Raw genomic sequence first — 17,003 nt, forward strand, 5'->3', positions numbered from 1 at the left:
AACATTCGCCCGCATCGTTAAGGCGCGTTTGACCTGCAGGCGCTGCTAGGGAGAAAGACAGGCTTTGAGATTGCCGATCGCCTCATCCGCACCGTCGAGCGAGAAGCGCGCCGCCACGTTCCCGCGGTAAATCACCTGAAGCTGCTTCCCCTGCCGCATTTTTTCCACGTAAAATACAGGCGGCATGGCACTGCTGAGGCAGCCATGTTCGCCGCCGAAACATTCAAAGCTCTGATCGAAAAGCGCCTCATCCACCGCAAGCTGCATGAGAAGGGGACCGGCAGGTTCCGGCGGGGCTTCACTTTGCACAGGATCGGGGAAAAGCCCGAAAGCCGGCCCGCCGCCATTGCCGCATTCCACCTCGAACCGCTGGCCCGATTCGTTTTGCGTATAGGCGACACCTTCAAGGCCGGGGCGCGACTCATAGATCCAGGCGCCGCTCTCAACGACACGCGCTTCTTCAGGCACGCAGGCAAAAAGCCCGCCGATTGCCAGCAGGAGGAAACCCCGCAAAACCGCCTTACCCGTCACTCTCATCATCGCACCCATCGCCGCACCGGCCTTTCAGCGCAAGCTTGCCCGGGAGGGCGCACAAAGGCGATTACGCCAAATGTGCTAGTCGCCCGGCGGGAGGTGCCAAGCGCGGCGCATAGGACAAAAACACCCCTCAAACCGGCCTAGGAGGCCCCTGAAAAACCCTACTTTTTCGCGGTTTTTTGCAGATGCTCCTTATTGATTTGCAGATGATCCGGGAGCGCGCCCGCTCAATTGATTACTTCTCCCACCCCGCCCAATCTCCTTCCCGTCGACGGATGCAGCAATCCCTTCAGGTCCTGCCGATCCGACAGACATGAAACGAACCGGGAAAGGAACTCTCCGTGATCAACAAGAAAACCTGTGCGGCCGCCCTCGTGGCCTTCGCCTTCTCCATGCCGGCTGTTGCCGAAGAGCCGATGAACGATCTGGAAATCGCACACACCGCCTATACGGCCGGTCAGATCGACATTCGCTATGCGCATCTGGCGCTGGCCCTCTCGCAGAACGAAGACGTGCGCGCCTTCGCCGCCACGATGGTCCGCGACCACACAGCTGTGAACGACGCTGCCGGCGCGCTCATCACCGAGCTCAATGTCACGCCGCAGGATAACGCCCTCAGCCAAGCACTGGTGAAAGGCGCTGGCGAGAAAGTCGAAGAGCTGACCGGCCTGCGCGGCAAAGCCTTCGACTGTGCTTACGCAACGAACGAGCTCGGCTACCACCAGGTCGTCAACCAGACCGTGGAAGGCAAGTTCATTCCGAACACCACCGTCGAGCCGCTCAAAGAGCTGCTGACGGACGCGCTTGCCACGTTCAAACAGCATGAAAAACATGCTGAAAACATGGTCAGTGGCCTGAAGTGCTCGTAAAGCGCACATATTCCCGCAGGCAGGCCGGCGCCCTTCTGGGTGCCGGCTTCGCCGCGCTTTTCCTCTCCGGCACGCCGTGCGCCAGCGAGACGCCGCGCAGCCATAAGGTCGATATAAGGAAGTTCAAATTCGCGCCTGCCGCGCTGACCATCAAAGCCGGCGACAGCGTGGAATGGACCAACCACGATATCGCCCCCCACACCGCCACCCATGAGGAAGGCGGCTGGGACACGGGCACGCTCTCCCGCGGCCAAAGCGCCGTCCTCACTTTTGAGACGCCCGGCACCTACAGCTATTTCTGCGCCTTCCACCCGCAAATGACGGCAACGCTTACCGTCGAGGCGTGAGAACGTTCCGGTTAGAGACCGGAAACGCTCATGTTTCCGTCTTCTATGAAACGGGAAACAGGTTTTTGGTAAGATGCCCGCAAAGAAATTTCTCGGTTCAGTTCTATCGTCAGCTTACCGCCCGGCCTCCGATAGTTTTGGATAAGCTGTTGAATGGAAACGTTTTCCAGAGCCGGCGCTCCATAGGGCACCTTCTCCTCACCATACAATTGCCGTTCATAGGCAGCAATCTCGCCCAACACCCTAAAAGCGCCGAGATCTTCCAGGGAAACCTCCCCTTGCGAAAGTTGAAGCGAGTTCAATTGTTGTTCTAGAAGTAAACCCAAAGCGAATAGTTGACCCAGCGTTACTCCGGCTGATGCCTCATCGCCTGCTCCTGTCAGAACACCTGCAAGCCCTCCTTGAAGACCGGAGTCGATTCCTTTCAAATCGCTTTCCGCTGCAATAACGGCAATATCGTCGACACGGATCTCCGTTTCAAAATGCAGCAGCCCTTCCTCTTCATCGAAGGAATGGTAGAGCTCGAACGTACCGGAGAAAGTTTCCTCTCCCGTACTGGCCTGCAGAGTGTTTATTTCTGCAGAAGAAAACCCGAGTAACGAAAGTACGTTCGGACCAAAACTGACACCGCTTGCTCGTATGTGGGCTTCGACCGGCACACCCTCATGGAGCTCCACCAAGGACACACGCAGTTCATCTATTTTGGAGAGGTTCAAGAAACGCGCATATTCTGACGTCGCGCGCACCTGTTTCAAGGTCAGGCTGCGGCTCAAAGCCCCGACAGAAACCTTCTCATACTCAATGTGATCCTTGAGAAAGCTACTTTGTATCTGTTGGTCAACTTTTTTGGAGAGACCGCTTTCAACATACGAAAGCCCACCCCAACCTATTACACCGGCCGCGAAGACAGCGCCTATAATATAAAGTTTCCGCATTGCTTTTGCCCATTCTCGCTCAGCGCGGCGTTTTTCCCGCTATTTTGCCATATACAGATTGAAGAATATCACTCGATATGCGCTGAACGTCCGGCACTTGAAACCCTGCGTCTGTGTCAGGTGTCTTTTGCGTATCCCGGTCATCGCCAACCCTACTTGCCAGTATCCGCACAAAACGTTCTTTCATTCTCTCATCTTCGAAATGTGGCGGCGCCGCGAACTCGCTCACCCACTTTTCATAAAGCCAATCCAATTCATCAAACTCCGCGCAAGCATCCTTCGCGCAAGGATAGGCAAATGATGCCCGTAGCAAAGCAGTCCCACGGGGCCCATTCGTCAGAAGTTCGGGACGGCCTTGCACGAAGTACCATTTATCACGCTCAAACGTGGTTTTCGTGGGCGAAGCATCCAAAACAACGCGGCTTGGCCAACGCGCAGCTGTATAATCACTCTCTGGGGCACCCGCTTGCAGCAATACCCCGAACGAAGCGTCTGTATTCCGGCCGGCACTCGCCGGCACCGGATGTACTGGCCGGTTGTTACTGGAGTCAAAAACACGCGCAAGACGATAAAAGCGATCGGGCTGCCTCACGAACTCCCTCAAACGAGCGTTGATCTCCTGAGCTTTCTCGGAAACCTGTGCCGAGAAGTTACGGAACTGGTATTCGGCCGCTGCCACCCGTTGCAGCTCTTCAATCTCGAGCGCTGACAACTCATAAATGAGCATTTCCCTTTTTCTGTCCCAGAAGGTCAGACGTGAAAGCGTTACGTCCAGGACAGGTACATCCAATCGGCCTTTGCCAACCTTCTTCGCTTTGCCAATCGGCGAAAACTCGATATCGACAAGCACGTTTCTGGGGTAACCAGTTTTCTTGATGAGCTGCTCTGCAGTCTTGGGAGAAATTGGCAACGCAGAGAGAATTGCGTGCTCCCCAAGATTGATTTGCAACTCGGGCTGGCCATGCCTCGGAAAAATATATGCCCCGTAGCACGAGCGTGAGTACCGCAATGCAAGCTTCTGCGCGCCGAATGGAGCAATCGGCAACACCTCGGAAGAAAAGTCGTATTGGTCGTATTTGAGCATCAGAGGAAAGATGTATTGCGCACCTAACCGCTCGCTTTTCCCTTCCTGAATCTTGCGAAGTTCCGGCAGCCAGTGATCCCGCAGCCGTTTCCTGTCGAATTCGTTATTGACGTTTCCGTAGGCCTTACAATCATAGATATAAGAGGTGAGATCGACGACCTTGCTCTCGTCGAGGTCTTCTTTTCGGATGTGAGCGACCGCGAAATCGTGCAAAGCCGGATTGCCGACCAGCCGTATCGGCTCCAGCGATGCTATGGACACCTCTTGCTGGTCGTTTTGACCATCATTCGCATCATGCCCAGTCTCGTCGTCTTTTACGTCAGATACCAGAGGCGGCGGAAGATCAGCTGCATTTGGGGGTTCTGATGCGTCCACCGCCCGCGCAACCCAACCCTGCTCTCGTTCAGCTAAAACGATATAGGCAGCCTTCGCACCGCCCTCCTCTACAATGTGAGCTTCATAGGATGTAGCTTTTTCACATTCCGCACCGATAGGCCCGCTTAACTGATTGGCTAAGCCCAACAAAGCAGCCTGGTCACCGCGCAGTAAACTGTCGTCTCTCAAGCGGATCTCCAGATTCAGCTTTTCACTGCACCACGCCTCCCCGGTCGCAACGACATCCACGCCTCGCGAATCGGAGAACGCAATCCGCTGATCGGCAAGGAGGGGAGATGCACCAAGACTGCTGCACAGGGCAAGAACCCAAAGTGTTTTCTTACATCCGGACATTCAGCCTCACCCCAGCTTCCAGGCTCCATCAGGCGCCTTGCAGCTTTCGACAACCTCTTTCTCCGCACCCAATTCATAGGAGACGTCCCGGCAAGTTACTTTCGACTGAACGACGGTTTCAGCCCGTGGAGCGGCATCAAGATCCACACCCCCGGTCATTTCCGGCTCAGCCTCGGCGACTGTTACAGTCTCGGCCGTTTCCAGCGGGCTGATGAAATCTCCGTGGACATAACCAATGGCAACACCGTTCCGTGAAACGAGATGCCAACTACCATCTGCCGTCCGCCCGGCAACCTGAATGCGGTCGCCAGCTTGAAAACCGCCGATAACGTTATTGTCATCGAGATTCGGAGTCGCCCGCAGCCGTAGACTTGCTGTCGCGCGATAAGGCAGCCCCAGAACCTCGAAACCTGCGCCGGGTGCTGCAACTTGCGTAATGCGCTCCACTTTCAGATCACGCTCTGCGGTACGCGTATTGGACGTTGTAATTTTTATGTTTTTTCCCGATTCCGGAGCCTGCCACACACGGCTTTCCCCATCGGGCAGGTCGCGCAACGCATCGTCCGATGCCTGGGCTAGCGCTGTTCTGTCTGTCTGCGACAGAGATTGCGCAATAGCGCTCCCGACCAACCCACCGACGACACCGCCGATAATCGAAGCCGCCACGCGCCCGCTGCCGCTGCCAAATGCTTGGCCGATCGCCACACCGACGGCAGCGCCTCCAAGTGCACCCAAGGTCTGGTTCAGTTCACGGCTATTCTGCGCACAGCCTGCTACCGAGGCCGCCAAAACGAGGGCAATAATTCCCCTAGAGTGCGACATTGACCGATTTTTCTCCATATTGATTCCCTTCCAAGCGGCCCGAACCGAATCGCGGCGTAGATGCGCAACCATTCCCTACCCCGGTTAACAACGAGGTAAAATACATGTTTCGATTTGAGGTGTTTCAAAGTTCCGTGTAGACGAAGAAAGGTGCAAATAGACATGCCAGGGAGCATGCGGGCATTAAGCAATATCCGGGTTAGTGCATCTGTCTTAATTCCCTGACGCCCGAAAGCAGGTCAAGTTTGCCTCTGAAACGATGAAAGAGGCAGTTGATGAGACGGATCCTTGCCCTTGCCGCGCTCCTTGCAGCGCTCCCCTTAGCGTTCAGCGCCGCCGAGGCCTCGAACCTTTCCGGCACCTATCTGATGTTCGGCGATCTGGACGGCAAATGCGCCAATGAGAACTGGAACCGGCAGGGTTTTGCCCGCGCTTGCGCCGGCGTCAATCTGCGCGTCCAGCGATCGGGCTCAGCCTGGGTGGGCAAGGTCGTTCATGCACCGCCGCGCGGGCCCACGGGCTATCAGAACCGCGGCATGGGCTGGATGGCGTTCAATGTGAGACCGAACATGTCCGGCCCCGCTTCATGCATGGCGGGGGGGCAGTCCGCCGCGCTGCTTTATGGCAGTGTCTTCGATCAGGTAAGCGGCATGATGAAGGCGGGGTATATTCTCGCCGTGCCGCGCAGCACCACCTACGGTGCGGGCGCCGATATGGAGATCTATTTCCTACCGGGTGTGAGCGATCCCGTTCTGCCGGGCGGTCAGTGCAACAACCGCGCGACCTACGGCAAAGACCGCTTCACCAAACTGACACCGGATACGGGGCCGATGCCCTGGCACGGCAACTAGGACGGCGTTAGAACTCGCGCCCGCCCGCTGCCGGTTTTTTGGCGGGCGGCTGGCCGCCTTCATAGGAAATAGTGATCTCACAAGTTTGCGCCTTGTTACCGGAGGGCTTCTCGCTCCATCCGGTATCGATGGCGAATTTCTTGAAACCGTTCTCCTTGCTCCACCATTGTTTGAAGGCCGAATAGCGGGAGAAACGGTGTTCGGTGTCGCGGTGCTCATGGCGTTTCAGAGAACCGTAGCGCGTGCCGGCCCGCTCCAAAATCTCGCCATGCTTTTGCGCGCAGCGTGCCTCTGAAATATCCCTGCGCTGCCATGACAGGCGGATGGCGCTTAGCCAGCCTTCCGTGAAATCTTCGCCCACCGCAAAATCGACAAAGACCCGGAAGGGCGTCCCGCCCACCTCCACATCACTTGCCGAATGCAAGGTCTTTTGCGACCCACGGCTTTCCTTATCCCCTTCCTCGAAAGAAAGGCCGGGCACGGCCGCCGCCTCTTCCAGCGTCATACCGAAGCGGTATGCGTCCCAGCCCGGAGGCGCCTCTTGCGCATGGGCAGGCACAGCCGCAAACACCAGGAGGGATACTGAGCAAAGCAATGAGCGCGATGTCATGGCAGGGTCTCACTCCATTTCAAGATGCGGGGAATAGGTCATGAAGATGATGTCCTCTTCCGGCGTGAAATTTTTGGCGGAAAATTCGAGACGCTGAGGACCCGTCTGTTCAAGCGGATGCGGCCAGCAGCTAGCAAAAACGGCGCCGGGCGCACCCGTGTCGATGGTCAGATGAAAATGCCCGATAGGGCCGTTCCAATTCGCCCCGCTCGTCAGCACATAGCCCACTTCGCGGGCAAAATAAGAATAACGCTCTTCTTCCGGCAAAGCGGCGAGCGCCGTAAATTCTTCGTCGCCGAGGCAATAGCGCTCACGAAACCAGCTATCGAACGCATCGAGTTTTTCCGCTTCCTGCCAGTTGCGCATGAAGGAGAGCATGAAAGCCCCGGCAACGGGCTTGTAGCTGTGCCGCACTTCCACCTTCTCACCGGCGGGAAACACCGCCTCCCAGAGATAGGTGATACGCGTTTTCCATTTGCGGCTTTCGAAATTACCGAGAAGACCAAGCTCGGCCATGCGCTCTTTTATGGGCGCCGTGCGCGCCTCATCCCCGTACCAGGTCGAGGGCTGCCAAAGCTCGTCATAAGGCGCGAGCGGCCAGCCTTCTTCGCGGAAAAGCTCCGTAATATTCTCTCCCTCAAGGGAAATGATCTCCACGACTTCCCGCGCTTCGGCAGGCTTGCCGTCAAAGGTGGTGGTAAAATCGATAAACCGTACTTTTTCCGGTGCCGGCGGCCATTGCTCGCCAATGTCATCGGCAAATGTGTCGGGAAACGGAAAGGCGATAGTGAGCGCCGCATCCTCTTCCGTCACGTTTTCAAATTCATAGGCAACCTCGATACGCGAGGGGGAAAGAAACAGATCCTCGCGCAAAAGCCGTACGGCTTCGTTCTCTTCCAGCACGATACCGCCCGCCACGATGCTAGCCGCGCTGTCATTGGCCCGCGCTGGGAAAGCCGCCGCGCCGGTAAAGAGAACGGCAGCCACGAGAGAAAGCGGCAGAAAGGCCGAACCTTTTTTCATGGATAGAACCCCTTCCGGCAAAGCTTCAATGGCGCCTGCCCGCATAACGGCCTTTTATCCATCAGCCTGGCCGAGGCAGCGGCAGGGAACAATTAGTACAGATGCCGTAACGGGGTGGAAGGACTTTCATAAGAAACACTGCCTTTCGCTCAGCCCAGTGCTTAAACTCCCGCCAAGATGAGCAGGGCACCGGTATTCCGGAAAGAGCGGCGGCGGATAATCGCCCAAATGAGCGCGGCCGGCCTTTTGGCGGCTGCCGGCAGCGGAGCGCGGGCAGCTTCCCGCCCTGCCGCGCCCATCCTCATCATAGGCGCAGGCCTCGCCGGCCTTGCCGCCGCAAGAACGCTGAAGGACGCAGGACACGAAATTCTTATCCTCGAGGCACGCGGCAGAATCGGAGGCCGTCTTCATACCTCCCGCCTCTGGCCGGACATGCCCATGGATCTCGGCGCAAGCTGGATCCACGGGATACGCGGCAACCCGCTCAGCGCCCTTGCACGCGCAGCAGGCACAGCGCTGGCCGAAACGAGCTATAGCTCTTCTCTGCTGCTTGGACCGGACGGCGCCCCCTTCCGCGGCGACACCGGCAAAGCCGAAAAGATTCTGCACCGCGCCCTCAAGGCGGCAGGCACGCGCAAGAGCGACATCTCCATCGCACAGGCGCTCGAGGCCTCGCCCGGCTGGCGCGGCGCCTCGGCTGACGAGCGGCGCCTGTTGGATTACCTCGTCAACAGCACGCTCGAACATGAATATGGCGCGCCCGCGCGGCAGCTTTCAGCCTGGTACGGCGATGAAGATGAAACATTCCCCGGGCCGGACGCGCTCCTGCCCGGCGGCTTTGACCGACTTGCCGCATACCTCGCGCAAGGTCTCGACATCCGCTTTCATAGCGAGGTGAGCGGCATCGCCCCCGGCCTTGTAACGCTTGCCGATGGCAGCAGGTTCAAGGCGAGCCGCATCATCTGCACCCTGCCGCTCGGCGTGCTTGCCGGCGGCAATGTCCGGTTCGCCGAGCCGCTTGCGCCCGCGCGCCTGAAAGCGATAGAGACGCTCGGCATGGGGCTCCTCAACAAATGCATTCTCAGGTTCGAGAAGCCTCACTGGCCGGAGGGTCCCGACTGGATCGGCTGGCTGAGCGAGCCGCCAGGTCTTTGGGCGGAATGGGTCTCGCTTACACCAAGCCTCGGCATGCCGGTTCTCGTGGGCTTTAACGCAGGGGATGAGGCTGCGGCTATCGAAAACCTGAGCGACCGCGACACGGTAGCCTCCGCCCATGCGGCTTTGAAGGCCATGTTCGGCACGCGTTTTCCCGCGCCAAGCAGCGCGCAAATAACCCGCTGGGGAAAAGACCCGTTCAGCCTCAGCAGCTACAGCTTCAATGCGGTCGGCACAAACGGCCAAACCCGCCGCGCCCTTTCCGGTGCGGACTGGGGCGGCAGGCTCTGGTTCGCCGGGGAAGCGGCAATGGCGGATTATTTCGGCACCGCCCACGGCGCTTTTCTCTCAGGCAAGCAGGTGGCCGAAGCCATTCTTTCCGGTTGAGGGGCGCCATGGGGCATGGCCGCGCTAGGCACCGCTGACGCACCGCGCCTCTTTCATAAAAAGCGCCATGATGAGGCTCGATATGCCCCAGGCAAGCAGCATGCTGACAAGCGTGTGTGAAAAATAGTGCTGGCCGCGCGCCATCTGGAAGAGCCCCATCAGCCAGCCCATGGCAATGCCCGGCAACCAGTAAATAGCGGCTGGCAAGGATGGCATCCGCAAAGGCTGCAGGAACCTCACCCCGAGCAGGGCAAACCCGCCTGCGGCATGCCCCGCCGGCCAGCACTGAAAATGCGCCGAAGAAGAAAACGGCGCCGCCAGCCGGTCCCAGATACTGAAAGCTCCATAAGGCCCGCCGAAGGAGAGCTCCTGCACCGGACAGGAAACGCCCGTCACCCCCTTCAATAGCCCCGCCGCAAGCGGCACCAAAGCCAGAACGAGCAAGGCAGCCCAAAGCGCGCGGGCATGGGAGCAGGGACGGCCGGAAAGGCGCCTTGCGCAAAGATAGAGAACAAGTAGCGAAGCCGAGGCGACAAGCAGGATTTTCGGCAACTTATAAAACGCCCAGAATAAGAGCCCGCGCTCTTCAGGTTGGACGAGCCATCCGCCTGCCGCCGGGTCGAAGAAAAAGCTTTGCAGCCATCCGTCGAGGAACTGAAGCTCAGGCAGCATAAGAACGAGCACGATAAGTGCCAGACAAATGGCGCTTTCCAGAAAAAGCCCGCTCTTCCGCACGCTTAGGCCCCGTGACCGCCGGGTTGCGGCGCAGCTTTTTCTTCCGCCGCGCCTGCCGAAAAAAGATCGAGCGCGCGGTCGTAAAGCTCGGTCTCCACGTTAAGAGCGCCCAATATCGTATGGAAGATCGCATCATGGGTTGCCGGCAGCCGGGCCCGGCGGGAAAGCGCTGCCCGCTCGATCCCGAACCGTGCCGCATAGCCATCCGATATCCAAAGCAGGAAAGGGATGTGCCGCTGCACATCCGGCGAAAACGCATATGGCAGGCCGTGCAGGTAAAGCCCCATCTCGCCAAGCGACTCGCCATGATCGGAAGCATAGAGAAGGGCTGTGTCGGCATCGGCCCGGTGCTGCTGAAGTACACCGATCACACCGGCCAGCACATGGTCCGTATACCGTATGGAATTGTCATAAGTATTGCGTATCTCGTCCGAAGAGCAGGATTGCAAATTCACCGTGCCGCAGACCGGCGCAAAGATACCGAACCGGGCAGGATAGCGTTTGTAATAGGCCGGCCCGTGCGAACCCATCTGATGCAGCACGATAACCATATCCCGCTTCAACGTGCGCACCCGCCGTTTTAGCGCCTCCACCAGCACTTCATCCGGGCAGCCGGCCTGCGTGCAAAGATCCGGATAGGTTTTTGTGTCCGGCTGTTCCGTCTCGATGCGTGCACAGACGCCTTTGCAGCCGGAATTGTTCTCCACCCACAGGACATCGACGTCCGCGCGCTTGAGAATGTCGAGCGCGTTTTCCGAGCGCATGGCATCGGCTCGGTCATAAACCTCCCGCCCGGCGGCGGAAAACATGCAAGGCAGGGACTCGGCCGTAGAAGTGCCGCATGAATAAGCGTTTTTGAAACTGACAACGCCGAGCGCCGCCAGTTCAGGGTTTGTTTCACGTTCATAGCCGTTAAGGGAAAAGTCGGCGGCCCGCGCCGTCTCGCCCACCACCACGACAAAGAGAAGCGGCTTGCCGGGCCCGCCCATTTCTTTCCCGCGACGCACAGTTTTTGCCAGACGGCGTATCTCCCCGCCGCCCGCACCGCCCCGCTCACCTTCCGTGAGATATTTCGCCGAATAATAGATCGGTGAGGTCGGGTTGATCATATGCCGGAGATACCGGTTGTTCCGGATGAGCGAAGCATAATCCTGAAAGAAGAATGCGCCGCTCAGCCCGATAATGACAAGGCAGGTAACGAGGCTGCCCGCGCGCAGGAAAAGCTCGCGCCGCCAACCCGGCCAGCGCAGCGGCACCCGAAAAATCAGCGCCGCCGGAAGAACGCCCAATAAGAGCATATGAAGAAGAAAGGGGACTGAGAGAAGATCGCCCGCCTCGCCCGTATCGGTTTCAACGATATTGGCAATCATGGTCTGGTCGAACATCACCCCGTAAGAGGAGGTAAACCAGGAGGTAGCTGCCGCCAGAAGAAAAAGCACGGCCAAGACAGGCTTCATAATGCGCGGCAACGCGGCGAGCTGCAGCAGAAGAAAAAACAAAGCGCACAGAACAAGACCGAGAGAGCCGAGAAAGGCATAGTCTTCCAGAGAGCGTCCCGGCCAGGCCTGCCAAATGGTCTGCCATAGCCGGACATTATAAAAAAGCAGCAGCGCCGCGCTTGCGCCAAACGCGAGAAGCAGCGGATGCACTCCCTGCTCCTGCCCGCCTGCGCCGCCTGCCGAACGCCGGCGCAGCGCACTTGATATGGTGGTTTTATAGGTCATGAGGCCTTGCAAGAAACTCAGGAGCGCCGTTTAAAACCGGTCACCATGGCGCGCGGCAAATTCTCCCGATGCGCGATGCTGGAGGCGGCCACCCCCGCCAGATGCAGGAAAACCAGAACGAGTGTCAGATTGGCGGCAAGCTCATGGATTTCTTCCAAGAGCTCCGCACCTTCATGGCCTTCATGGCTACCATCCGTTTCATAGTCATCATCGGCACGGGCCGGCGTGATGAAGGAAATCTCCCGCATCTGGCCGTTGGCAAAAAGCGGGGCAAGCGGCCCCTCGCCTTCTTCGGCGGCAAGCAATGCCATGCCGCTCAGGGCTGTCACGGCAAGCATGAAAAGAAGGGCGATTACCATTGCACCGCCCGCCGGGCTGTGCCCGAGATGGCGCGGAGCACTGCCTGTCAAAAGGCCGCGCAAATAGCCCAGCACCGCGCGCGGCGGCGCGATGAAATTCGCAAAGCGGGCGGGGGCCGGCCCGGCAAATCCCCAAAGAACCCGCAGCATGACATAAGCGCCGATCCCGTACCCCGCCCAGCTATGCAGCCACAAAGGCTCGCCTTCGCTCAGATAAGCCACGGCAAAGCAAAGCGCCAGAAACCAGTGCCCATAACGCACGAGCGGGTCCCACACACGGACCTGATCCTCATCCTTTGCGTTCACGCCCGATCCCGCCTCAAACGGGCGCGGGCCGCTTCCTGTCTCTGATTTTACGGACACCTTAAAACTCCAGCTCGTATTCCAACATCCATTTGACGGTGTCGTCCGCCGTTGCCCCGGTCAGACCGCGCAGGTAGCCGACCTCGGCCTTGATCTCGCCGGGCACACCGTCAAGCTCGAACGCGCCGCCCAGAACGGGGCCGGCCCGGTGTTCCTGATCCTTGCTGCTTTTAAAATCGTGCACAGGCCCCAGCGAGCCGAAGGCCTCGATCCCGGCATAGAACTCATCGGAGAATTCATAATGAATGCCCGCGCCATATTCGACGCCGAGCCCGCTATCGCGCCCTGCGCCTATTTCGCGCTCGAAAAGCAGGTTGGCCCGGGTCACGGTATTACCGATACGCTTTTCGATGAGCGGGCCGAATTCGAATTTATCGGGCTGCCCGCCATCGCCTTTGAGATATTCGACCAGCAAACCGAAATCGACGAAATGCGAACCGTCGCCAATGATTTCCAGACGGTTCTCCCATTTCGTGGCATCGAACCGGGTGTTACCCGTTCCCGGATCGCGCACCCATTCCCCGCCGATCTCGGCAAACCAATAATCTGTCAGCCCGTAGCCGATGCTTGCCGAATAGAACTGCTCGTTATCGAGACTGCTCTTGCTGTCGCTGGTCACGAAGCCGCGCTGCTCAATCTCCAGCGCGCCTTCTTCGACGAGCGGTGAATAAAGCTTCGTGCCCGCCAAAGCCGGGGAAGAAACACAGGTGCAAACCGCTGCAACAGAGGCGGCCAAAGCCAGCGCGCGGGATCCTGCGATATATGTCATCATCTGCCCCCGATACATCACGATACGCGTGCCTCCCTTTCATCGCCTCCAGCCGCAGCGCCGCGATAGGCGGTAAATTGTTTGATGAGCCCCCCATCCACGGCGCCCGGCAGAAGGCGCTGAAGCAGCACGAAGAAGCGCTCGGGACCCGCCGGATAGACACTGCGTTTTTGCTTTTCCGCCGCCCGCCAGATGCGCCGCGCCACTTTGGCCGGATCATCGAGTTTCATCCCGAACGGCTCGACCAATTCCTCGAAAGACTGTGCCGCCGGCGTGCGCACCGCGCGCGGGGCGGCGTATGTCACCCCCACACCGTCAGGCGCAAGCTCGCGGCGCAGCGCATCGGAAAGCCCGCGCAGGCCGAATTTCGTTGCCGAATAGGCGGCAAAAAGCGGAAAGGCGATATCGCCGAACATCGAGCCGACATTGACGATGCGCGGCGCGGCGGCGCGTTTGAGGAAAGGCAGCAGATCCCGGCTGAGAAGCAGCGGCGCGGCAAGATTGGTCTGCAGCATTTCCATCACCGCAGCCTCCGTCATGCCCGCGATGGAGCCGGTGCGCACCGCGCCTGCATTGTTAATCAATATGTCGAGTTTGCCGCCAGCACCTGCAACCGCTTCGGCAATCGCCGTGCGCCCTTCCGCTCTCGTGATGTCCGCTTGAACCAGTATGGGCTCAGAGCTGGCTGGAAGATGGGCAGCCGTTTCTTCAAGTGCCTCCTTGCGCCGCCCGGCGAGAATGAGCCGCGCGCCCGCGCGTGCCGCCTCTCCGGCAAGCGCCGCGCCGATGCCCGAACCTGCCCCGGTAATGACGACCAGCCGGTCTTTCTTACGCCGCATGCTGCGCCTCCCCAAGCCCGGCATCGCGGGCAAGCTTGGCGAACATCTCTCCCCAAAGCCGGTACACCATGTTTGCCGTATCGATGACGGCGCGCCGGTTCTCCTCGCCTTCGACCTGATCGACGAGATTCTCAAAAAAGGCGATATGGTCCTGATCGAGCGCCCCATGCGAGGTGAGGTATGTGAAGCCCTTGGCCTGACCCTCCATCCCGAGGCGCTTGCGCACCGCATCGGCTCCTGCCGACGCGATATCGACGGACGTGCCCTCCAGCACCAGCACCATGCCCAGCATGGAATAGGGATTGACGAACTGAACGGCGTAATAAACGAATGCCACCATCGCGCGCACCGGCCAGTCGCCATCTCCGGCCCGCACCCGCTCCGCGTCTCCGCCGAGATGGGCAATATCGTTCAGGATCCATTCTTCGTGTCCCTGCTCTTCGGAAAGATATTCCAGAAGCGCACTGCGGTAGGTCCTGTCGCCTTTCGGGCAATGGGCGAGCGCATGCGCCAGAAGCGGGCATGTGTGTTTGACGTGATGATAGGCCTCGGTCAGATAGGCGATATAGAGATCGCGGCCGACACCGTTCTGCGCCGCCTCCAGCACGATGGGGATGGAAAAAAACGCGTCCCGCGCGGCCTGCGTCTCCTGAAGAAGTGTATCGTAAAAACTCATGCGGACTTTTCCTCCATGCGTGAGGCGGTTTTGAGCCGGGCCTGACCTTCCGGCCCCTTGATCCAGGTTTCGATTTCCTTGCGCCGCGGACGTCCATTGGGGCTGAGAAGGCCGAATGCCTGCATCTCATCGCCCGTCAACACGGCGAAACTGCGCGGCAGCGCATAATCCGGTATGCCCGTCAAAACGCCCTGCAGCGCCTCGATGATTGCCGCAGGTTCCGCTGTCTGAAAAAAATCGCCGGCAAAAACGCCCGCCACGATGAGCGCTATGGGATAAGGCGCGCCATGACCGCAGAGCACCGCGCGCAAAATACGCGGATCGCCCTGAAGCTGCGCTTCGATCCATTCCGGCTGCACATTGCGCCCATAGGCCGTCACCAGCATCGCGTCTTTCCGGCCCTCAACGATGAGATTACCCGCCGCATCGAACCGGCCAAGATCGCCCGTGCGCCATGGCCCCTGATGATCTGGGGCCCCTGCATAGCCGCTCATGACGCTCGGGCCCGACACCGTGATCTCACCCTCTTCGATCGTGACGGTAAGCCCGTCCAGCACCTTGCCGGCTGTTCCGGCGGCAGCACCGCCCGGCCGGTTGACCGCGACGACCGAGCCGCATTCGGAAAGCCCGTAACCTTCAAGACAGGGAATGCCGAGCGAGGCGGCCGCCTGAAGCACTTGCGGCGGTACCGGCGCGCCGCCCACCGCAACGGCGCGCAGAGAGGAAGGCGCGTGGGCGTCTGCGAGCAACAGCGCGCCCACCCAGGCACGTAAAAGCTCGGGCACCAGCACGCTCACGCTGGGGCGCACCTCTTCAAAGGCAAGGCGGATTGCATCGAGATCGCCGCCCGCGCAGGCCCCGGCGACATGGCGCCGGATAACGGAAAGCCCGCCAACGAGAATGGGCACGTGAATGCCGCACAGTTCTTCAAGCAGCAGAGGGAAGGGAAGAATGGAAAGATAACTATCCGCGCTGGTCGCCGAAATGGCGCGGGCCAAGGCAGCGGAAATATGATCGAGCTGCCGGTCGCCGAGCCGCACCCCTTTCGGCCTGCCGGTCGAACCGGAGGTATAAATAATTCGCTGGCCGGGCCGGTGCGCGCGCAGCAGCCCGGTATCCGCCTTGCCAATAACATCCGGCCCGAAAAGCGTCTCGACTGGGGCAAGGCGGGCCGCGCGGGCTTTGTTGTCCTCATCGCAAAGAATGAGAGAAAGCCCCGCATCCCCTGCCACATGGGCAAGCTGTTCATCGGAAAAGAAGGGTGGCAGCGGCACAAGGCAGCGGCCCGACGCTGTCACCGCAAGATCGGCCACCACCCAGTCGATACCGTTCGCCCCCATCAATCCGACGGGGCCGGCGCCTTCGGCCAGCCTTTCCGCCGCCCCCGCCACACGGGCGGCAAGCTCACGGAAGCTGCAGGACGTTTCATCGTCACGAAAAGCGGTCCGGTCCGGCCACGTTTCTGCGGCGCGCGCCAGGGCGGCAATAACCTCAGCCATGAAGAGCACATTCTTTCAAAGGGGAAGAAAAGGCGGGCGCCGGAGAGGAAGCCGGCGTCAGAGCGGGCACGGAAAGGCTGGCCCGCGGAAAAGCAGCATGCGCCGGGTCGCGCATCAAACAAACCCAGGGGTCCATCTCATAATAGCTGCCCCAGCTTTGCGCGTTGCCGATCCGCTCCGCCCGTGCCGGGACAAGCGCCGTGAAGGGAATGCCAAGCCGCAGGAAGAGCGCACGCAGCGGGGCGGTGATCGTGAAAAGTCCGGCGGTCAGCCCGCGCGCACGGCCATAATCGAGCAGCGCCGCCATAAGCGGAAAAAGCGCGAAGGGCGAGGCGCTGACCAGCGTCGTAATTTCGATAAAGGCGTGGGAAGAAGGCCCGCCCCAAAGCTCCGCCGCAATGTCGCAAAGCGGTTTGTCGAGATAGGCTTCGGAGAAAAACCCGTCCGCGGCAAGTCGGATACCGGCCCCGGCAAGCGGCGCGCCGCCATTGCGCTGAACGACACAGAGCTGTGCGGGAAAATTTTCAAGCTGCGCGCCATAAGCCCGCGCATAACCGGCTTTCAGGAACGCTTCCGCTTCTGCGCGGCCGCTGCTCGCCCGGCCCAAAATCGTGGCTTGCACCTATCCGCCTCCGTTACACATGAGCCCTTTAAGACAGGCTCATGCTGAAGGGGCCGGCTTACACCAAC

General features: G+C 59.7%; 18 protein-coding genes. 4 read left to right on the forward strand and 14 right to left on the reverse strand.

From position 1 onward, the window contains the following. Positions 1-45: 45 nt before the first annotated feature. Complete coding sequence (locus ACOQOT_RS13035) at positions 46-540, reverse strand: hypothetical protein (protein ID WP_420559686.1); 495 nt, start codon at positions 538-540, stop codon at positions 46-48. Between the two features lie 338 nt (positions 541-878). Between ACOQOT_RS13035 and ACOQOT_RS13040 the strand changes: the two genes are divergently transcribed. Both ACOQOT_RS13040 and ACOQOT_RS13045 read left to right on the forward strand, forming a co-directional pair. Then, on the forward strand, positions 879-1,406 hold the full coding sequence (locus tag ACOQOT_RS13040; protein WP_420559687.1) for a DUF4142 domain-containing protein: 528 nt from the start codon (positions 879-881) through the stop codon (positions 1,404-1,406). After that, positions 1,397-1,753, forward strand: a complete 357-nt coding sequence (locus tag ACOQOT_RS13045) for a cupredoxin domain-containing protein (protein ID WP_420559688.1) — start codon at positions 1,397-1,399, stop codon at positions 1,751-1,753. Before ACOQOT_RS13040 ends, ACOQOT_RS13045 begins: the two co-directional genes overlap by 10 nt. A gap of 11 nt (positions 1,754-1,764) precedes the next feature. Here ACOQOT_RS13045 and ACOQOT_RS13050 read toward each other — a convergent pair whose 3' ends face one another. From ACOQOT_RS13050 to ACOQOT_RS13060, 3 genes are read right to left on the reverse strand one after another with little or no spacing between them, the layout of a single operon-like run. After that, entirely contained in the window at positions 1,765-2,688 is a 924-nt protein-coding gene (locus ACOQOT_RS13050; RefSeq protein ID WP_420559689.1) for a hypothetical protein, read from the reverse strand. Positions 2,689-2,707: 19 nt separating this feature from the next. Further along, entirely contained in the window at positions 2,708-4,501 is a 1,794-nt protein-coding gene (locus ACOQOT_RS13055; protein WP_420559690.1) for a hypothetical protein, read from the reverse strand. Between the two features lie 6 nt (positions 4,502-4,507). Beyond that, positions 4,508-5,341, reverse strand: a complete 834-nt coding sequence (locus ACOQOT_RS13060; RefSeq protein WP_420559691.1) for an SH3 domain-containing protein — start codon at positions 5,339-5,341, stop codon at positions 4,508-4,510. Between the two features lie 257 nt (positions 5,342-5,598). Here ACOQOT_RS13060 and ACOQOT_RS13065 point away from each other — a divergent pair, with 257 nt between their 5' ends. Beyond that, on the forward strand, positions 5,599-6,174 hold the full coding sequence (locus tag ACOQOT_RS13065) for a hypothetical protein (RefSeq protein WP_420559692.1): 576 nt from the start codon (positions 5,599-5,601) through the stop codon (positions 6,172-6,174). 7 nt (positions 6,175-6,181) lie between these two features. Here the strand turns inward: ACOQOT_RS13065 and ACOQOT_RS13070 are convergent, their stop codons facing one another. Together ACOQOT_RS13070 and ACOQOT_RS13075 are read right to left on the reverse strand one after the other, a co-directional pair. Continuing rightward, a complete protein-coding gene (locus ACOQOT_RS13070; RefSeq protein ID WP_420559693.1) occupies positions 6,182-6,784 on the reverse strand; it encodes a hypothetical protein in 603 nt (200 codons plus the stop codon). 9 nt (positions 6,785-6,793) lie between these two features. Then, entirely contained in the window at positions 6,794-7,807 is a 1,014-nt protein-coding gene (locus ACOQOT_RS13075; protein ID WP_420559694.1) for a DUF4424 family protein, read from the reverse strand. Positions 7,808-8,035: 228 nt separating this feature from the next. On the opposite strand from ACOQOT_RS13075, the gene ACOQOT_RS13080 reads away from it, so the two are divergent. Next, positions 8,036-9,349 (forward strand): flavin monoamine oxidase family protein, encoded by a 1,314-nt coding sequence (locus tag ACOQOT_RS13080; RefSeq protein WP_420559695.1) that lies wholly within the window; start codon positions 8,036-8,038, stop codon positions 9,347-9,349. Between the two features lie 24 nt (positions 9,350-9,373). Here ACOQOT_RS13080 and ACOQOT_RS13085 read toward each other — a convergent pair whose 3' ends face one another. The 8 genes from ACOQOT_RS13085 to ACOQOT_RS13120 are packed head-to-tail and all read right to left on the reverse strand — an operon-like array spanning position 9,374 to position 16,935. After that, positions 9,374-10,084, reverse strand: a complete 711-nt coding sequence (locus ACOQOT_RS13085; RefSeq protein ID WP_420559696.1) for a phosphatase PAP2 family protein — start codon at positions 10,082-10,084, stop codon at positions 9,374-9,376. A 2-nt stretch (positions 10,085-10,086) separates the two neighbouring features. Next, positions 10,087-11,808, reverse strand: a complete 1,722-nt coding sequence (locus ACOQOT_RS13090) for a phosphoethanolamine transferase (protein ID WP_420559697.1) — start codon at positions 11,806-11,808, stop codon at positions 10,087-10,089. Positions 11,809-11,825: 17 nt separating this feature from the next. Next, positions 11,826-12,473 carry a cytochrome b/b6 domain-containing protein gene (locus ACOQOT_RS13095; protein ID WP_420559698.1) on the reverse strand — a complete coding sequence of 216 codons (648 nt, stop codon included), beginning with the start codon at positions 12,471-12,473 and terminating at the stop codon, positions 11,826-11,828. 58 nt (positions 12,474-12,531) lie between these two features. Next, on the reverse strand, positions 12,532-13,299 hold the full coding sequence (locus tag ACOQOT_RS13100) for a hypothetical protein (protein ID WP_420559699.1): 768 nt from the start codon (positions 13,297-13,299) through the stop codon (positions 12,532-12,534). 17 nt (positions 13,300-13,316) lie between these two features. Further along, positions 13,317-14,138, reverse strand: a complete 822-nt coding sequence (locus tag ACOQOT_RS13105) for an SDR family NAD(P)-dependent oxidoreductase (protein ID WP_420559700.1) — start codon at positions 14,136-14,138, stop codon at positions 13,317-13,319. Then, positions 14,128-14,814, reverse strand: a complete 687-nt coding sequence (locus tag ACOQOT_RS13110; RefSeq protein WP_420559701.1) for a TenA family transcriptional regulator — start codon at positions 14,812-14,814, stop codon at positions 14,128-14,130. The genes ACOQOT_RS13105 and ACOQOT_RS13110 overlap by 11 nt, the downstream gene beginning before the upstream one ends. Beyond that, positions 14,811-16,313, reverse strand: a complete 1,503-nt coding sequence (locus tag ACOQOT_RS13115; RefSeq protein WP_420559702.1) for an AMP-binding protein — start codon at positions 16,311-16,313, stop codon at positions 14,811-14,813. The genes ACOQOT_RS13110 and ACOQOT_RS13115 overlap by 4 nt, the downstream gene beginning before the upstream one ends. Then, the gene (locus ACOQOT_RS13120; protein WP_420559703.1) at positions 16,306-16,935 is read right to left on the reverse strand and encodes a thermostable hemolysin; all 630 of its coding nucleotides are present in this window, start codon (positions 16,933-16,935) and stop codon (positions 16,306-16,308) included. Before ACOQOT_RS13120 ends, ACOQOT_RS13115 begins: the two co-directional genes overlap by 8 nt. Positions 16,936-17,003: the final 68 nt, after the last annotated feature.

The sequence above is a fragment of the Tepidicaulis sp. genome, assembly GCF_965222285.1.
Lineage (GTDB): Bacteria > Pseudomonadota > Alphaproteobacteria > Parvibaculales > Parvibaculaceae > Tepidicaulis.

Bases quoted from the DNA above. Each gene is read 5' to 3' on its own strand.
- ACOQOT_RS13035 (WP_420559686.1), bottom strand. From the start codon at position 540: ATGATGAGAGTGACGGGTAAGGCGGTTTTGCGGGGTTTCCTCCTGCTG.
- ACOQOT_RS13050 (WP_420559689.1), bottom strand. From the start codon at position 2,688: ATGCGGAAACTTTATATTATAGGCGCTGTCTTCGCGGCCGGTGTAATA.
- ACOQOT_RS13055 (WP_420559690.1), bottom strand. From the start codon at position 4,501: ATGTCCGGATGTAAGAAAACACTTTGGGTTCTTGCCCTGTGCAGCAGT.
- ACOQOT_RS13060 (WP_420559691.1), bottom strand. From the start codon at position 5,341: ATGGAGAAAAATCGGTCAATGTCGCACTCTAGGGGAATTATTGCCCTC.
- ACOQOT_RS13065 (WP_420559692.1), top strand. From the start codon at position 5,599: ATGAGACGGATCCTTGCCCTTGCCGCGCTCCTTGCAGCGCTCCCCTTA.
- ACOQOT_RS13070 (WP_420559693.1), bottom strand. From the start codon at position 6,784: ATGACATCGCGCTCATTGCTTTGCTCAGTATCCCTCCTGGTGTTTGCG.
- ACOQOT_RS13075 (WP_420559694.1), bottom strand. From the start codon at position 7,807: ATGAAAAAAGGTTCGGCCTTTCTGCCGCTTTCTCTCGTGGCTGCCGTT.
- ACOQOT_RS13080 (WP_420559695.1), top strand. From the start codon at position 8,036: ATGAGCGCGGCCGGCCTTTTGGCGGCTGCCGGCAGCGGAGCGCGGGCA.
- ACOQOT_RS13090 (WP_420559697.1), bottom strand. From the start codon at position 11,808: ATGACCTATAAAACCACCATATCAAGTGCGCTGCGCCGGCGTTCGGCA.
- ACOQOT_RS13100 (WP_420559699.1), bottom strand. From the start codon at position 13,299: ATGACATATATCGCAGGATCCCGCGCGCTGGCTTTGGCCGCCTCTGTT.
- ACOQOT_RS13105 (WP_420559700.1), bottom strand. From the start codon at position 14,138: ATGCGGCGTAAGAAAGACCGGCTGGTCGTCATTACCGGGGCAGGTTCG.
- ACOQOT_RS13110 (WP_420559701.1), bottom strand. From the start codon at position 14,814: ATGAGTTTTTACGATACACTTCTTCAGGAGACGCAGGCCGCGCGGGAC.
- ACOQOT_RS13115 (WP_420559702.1), bottom strand. From the start codon at position 16,313: ATGGCTGAGGTTATTGCCGCCCTGGCGCGCGCCGCAGAAACGTGGCCG.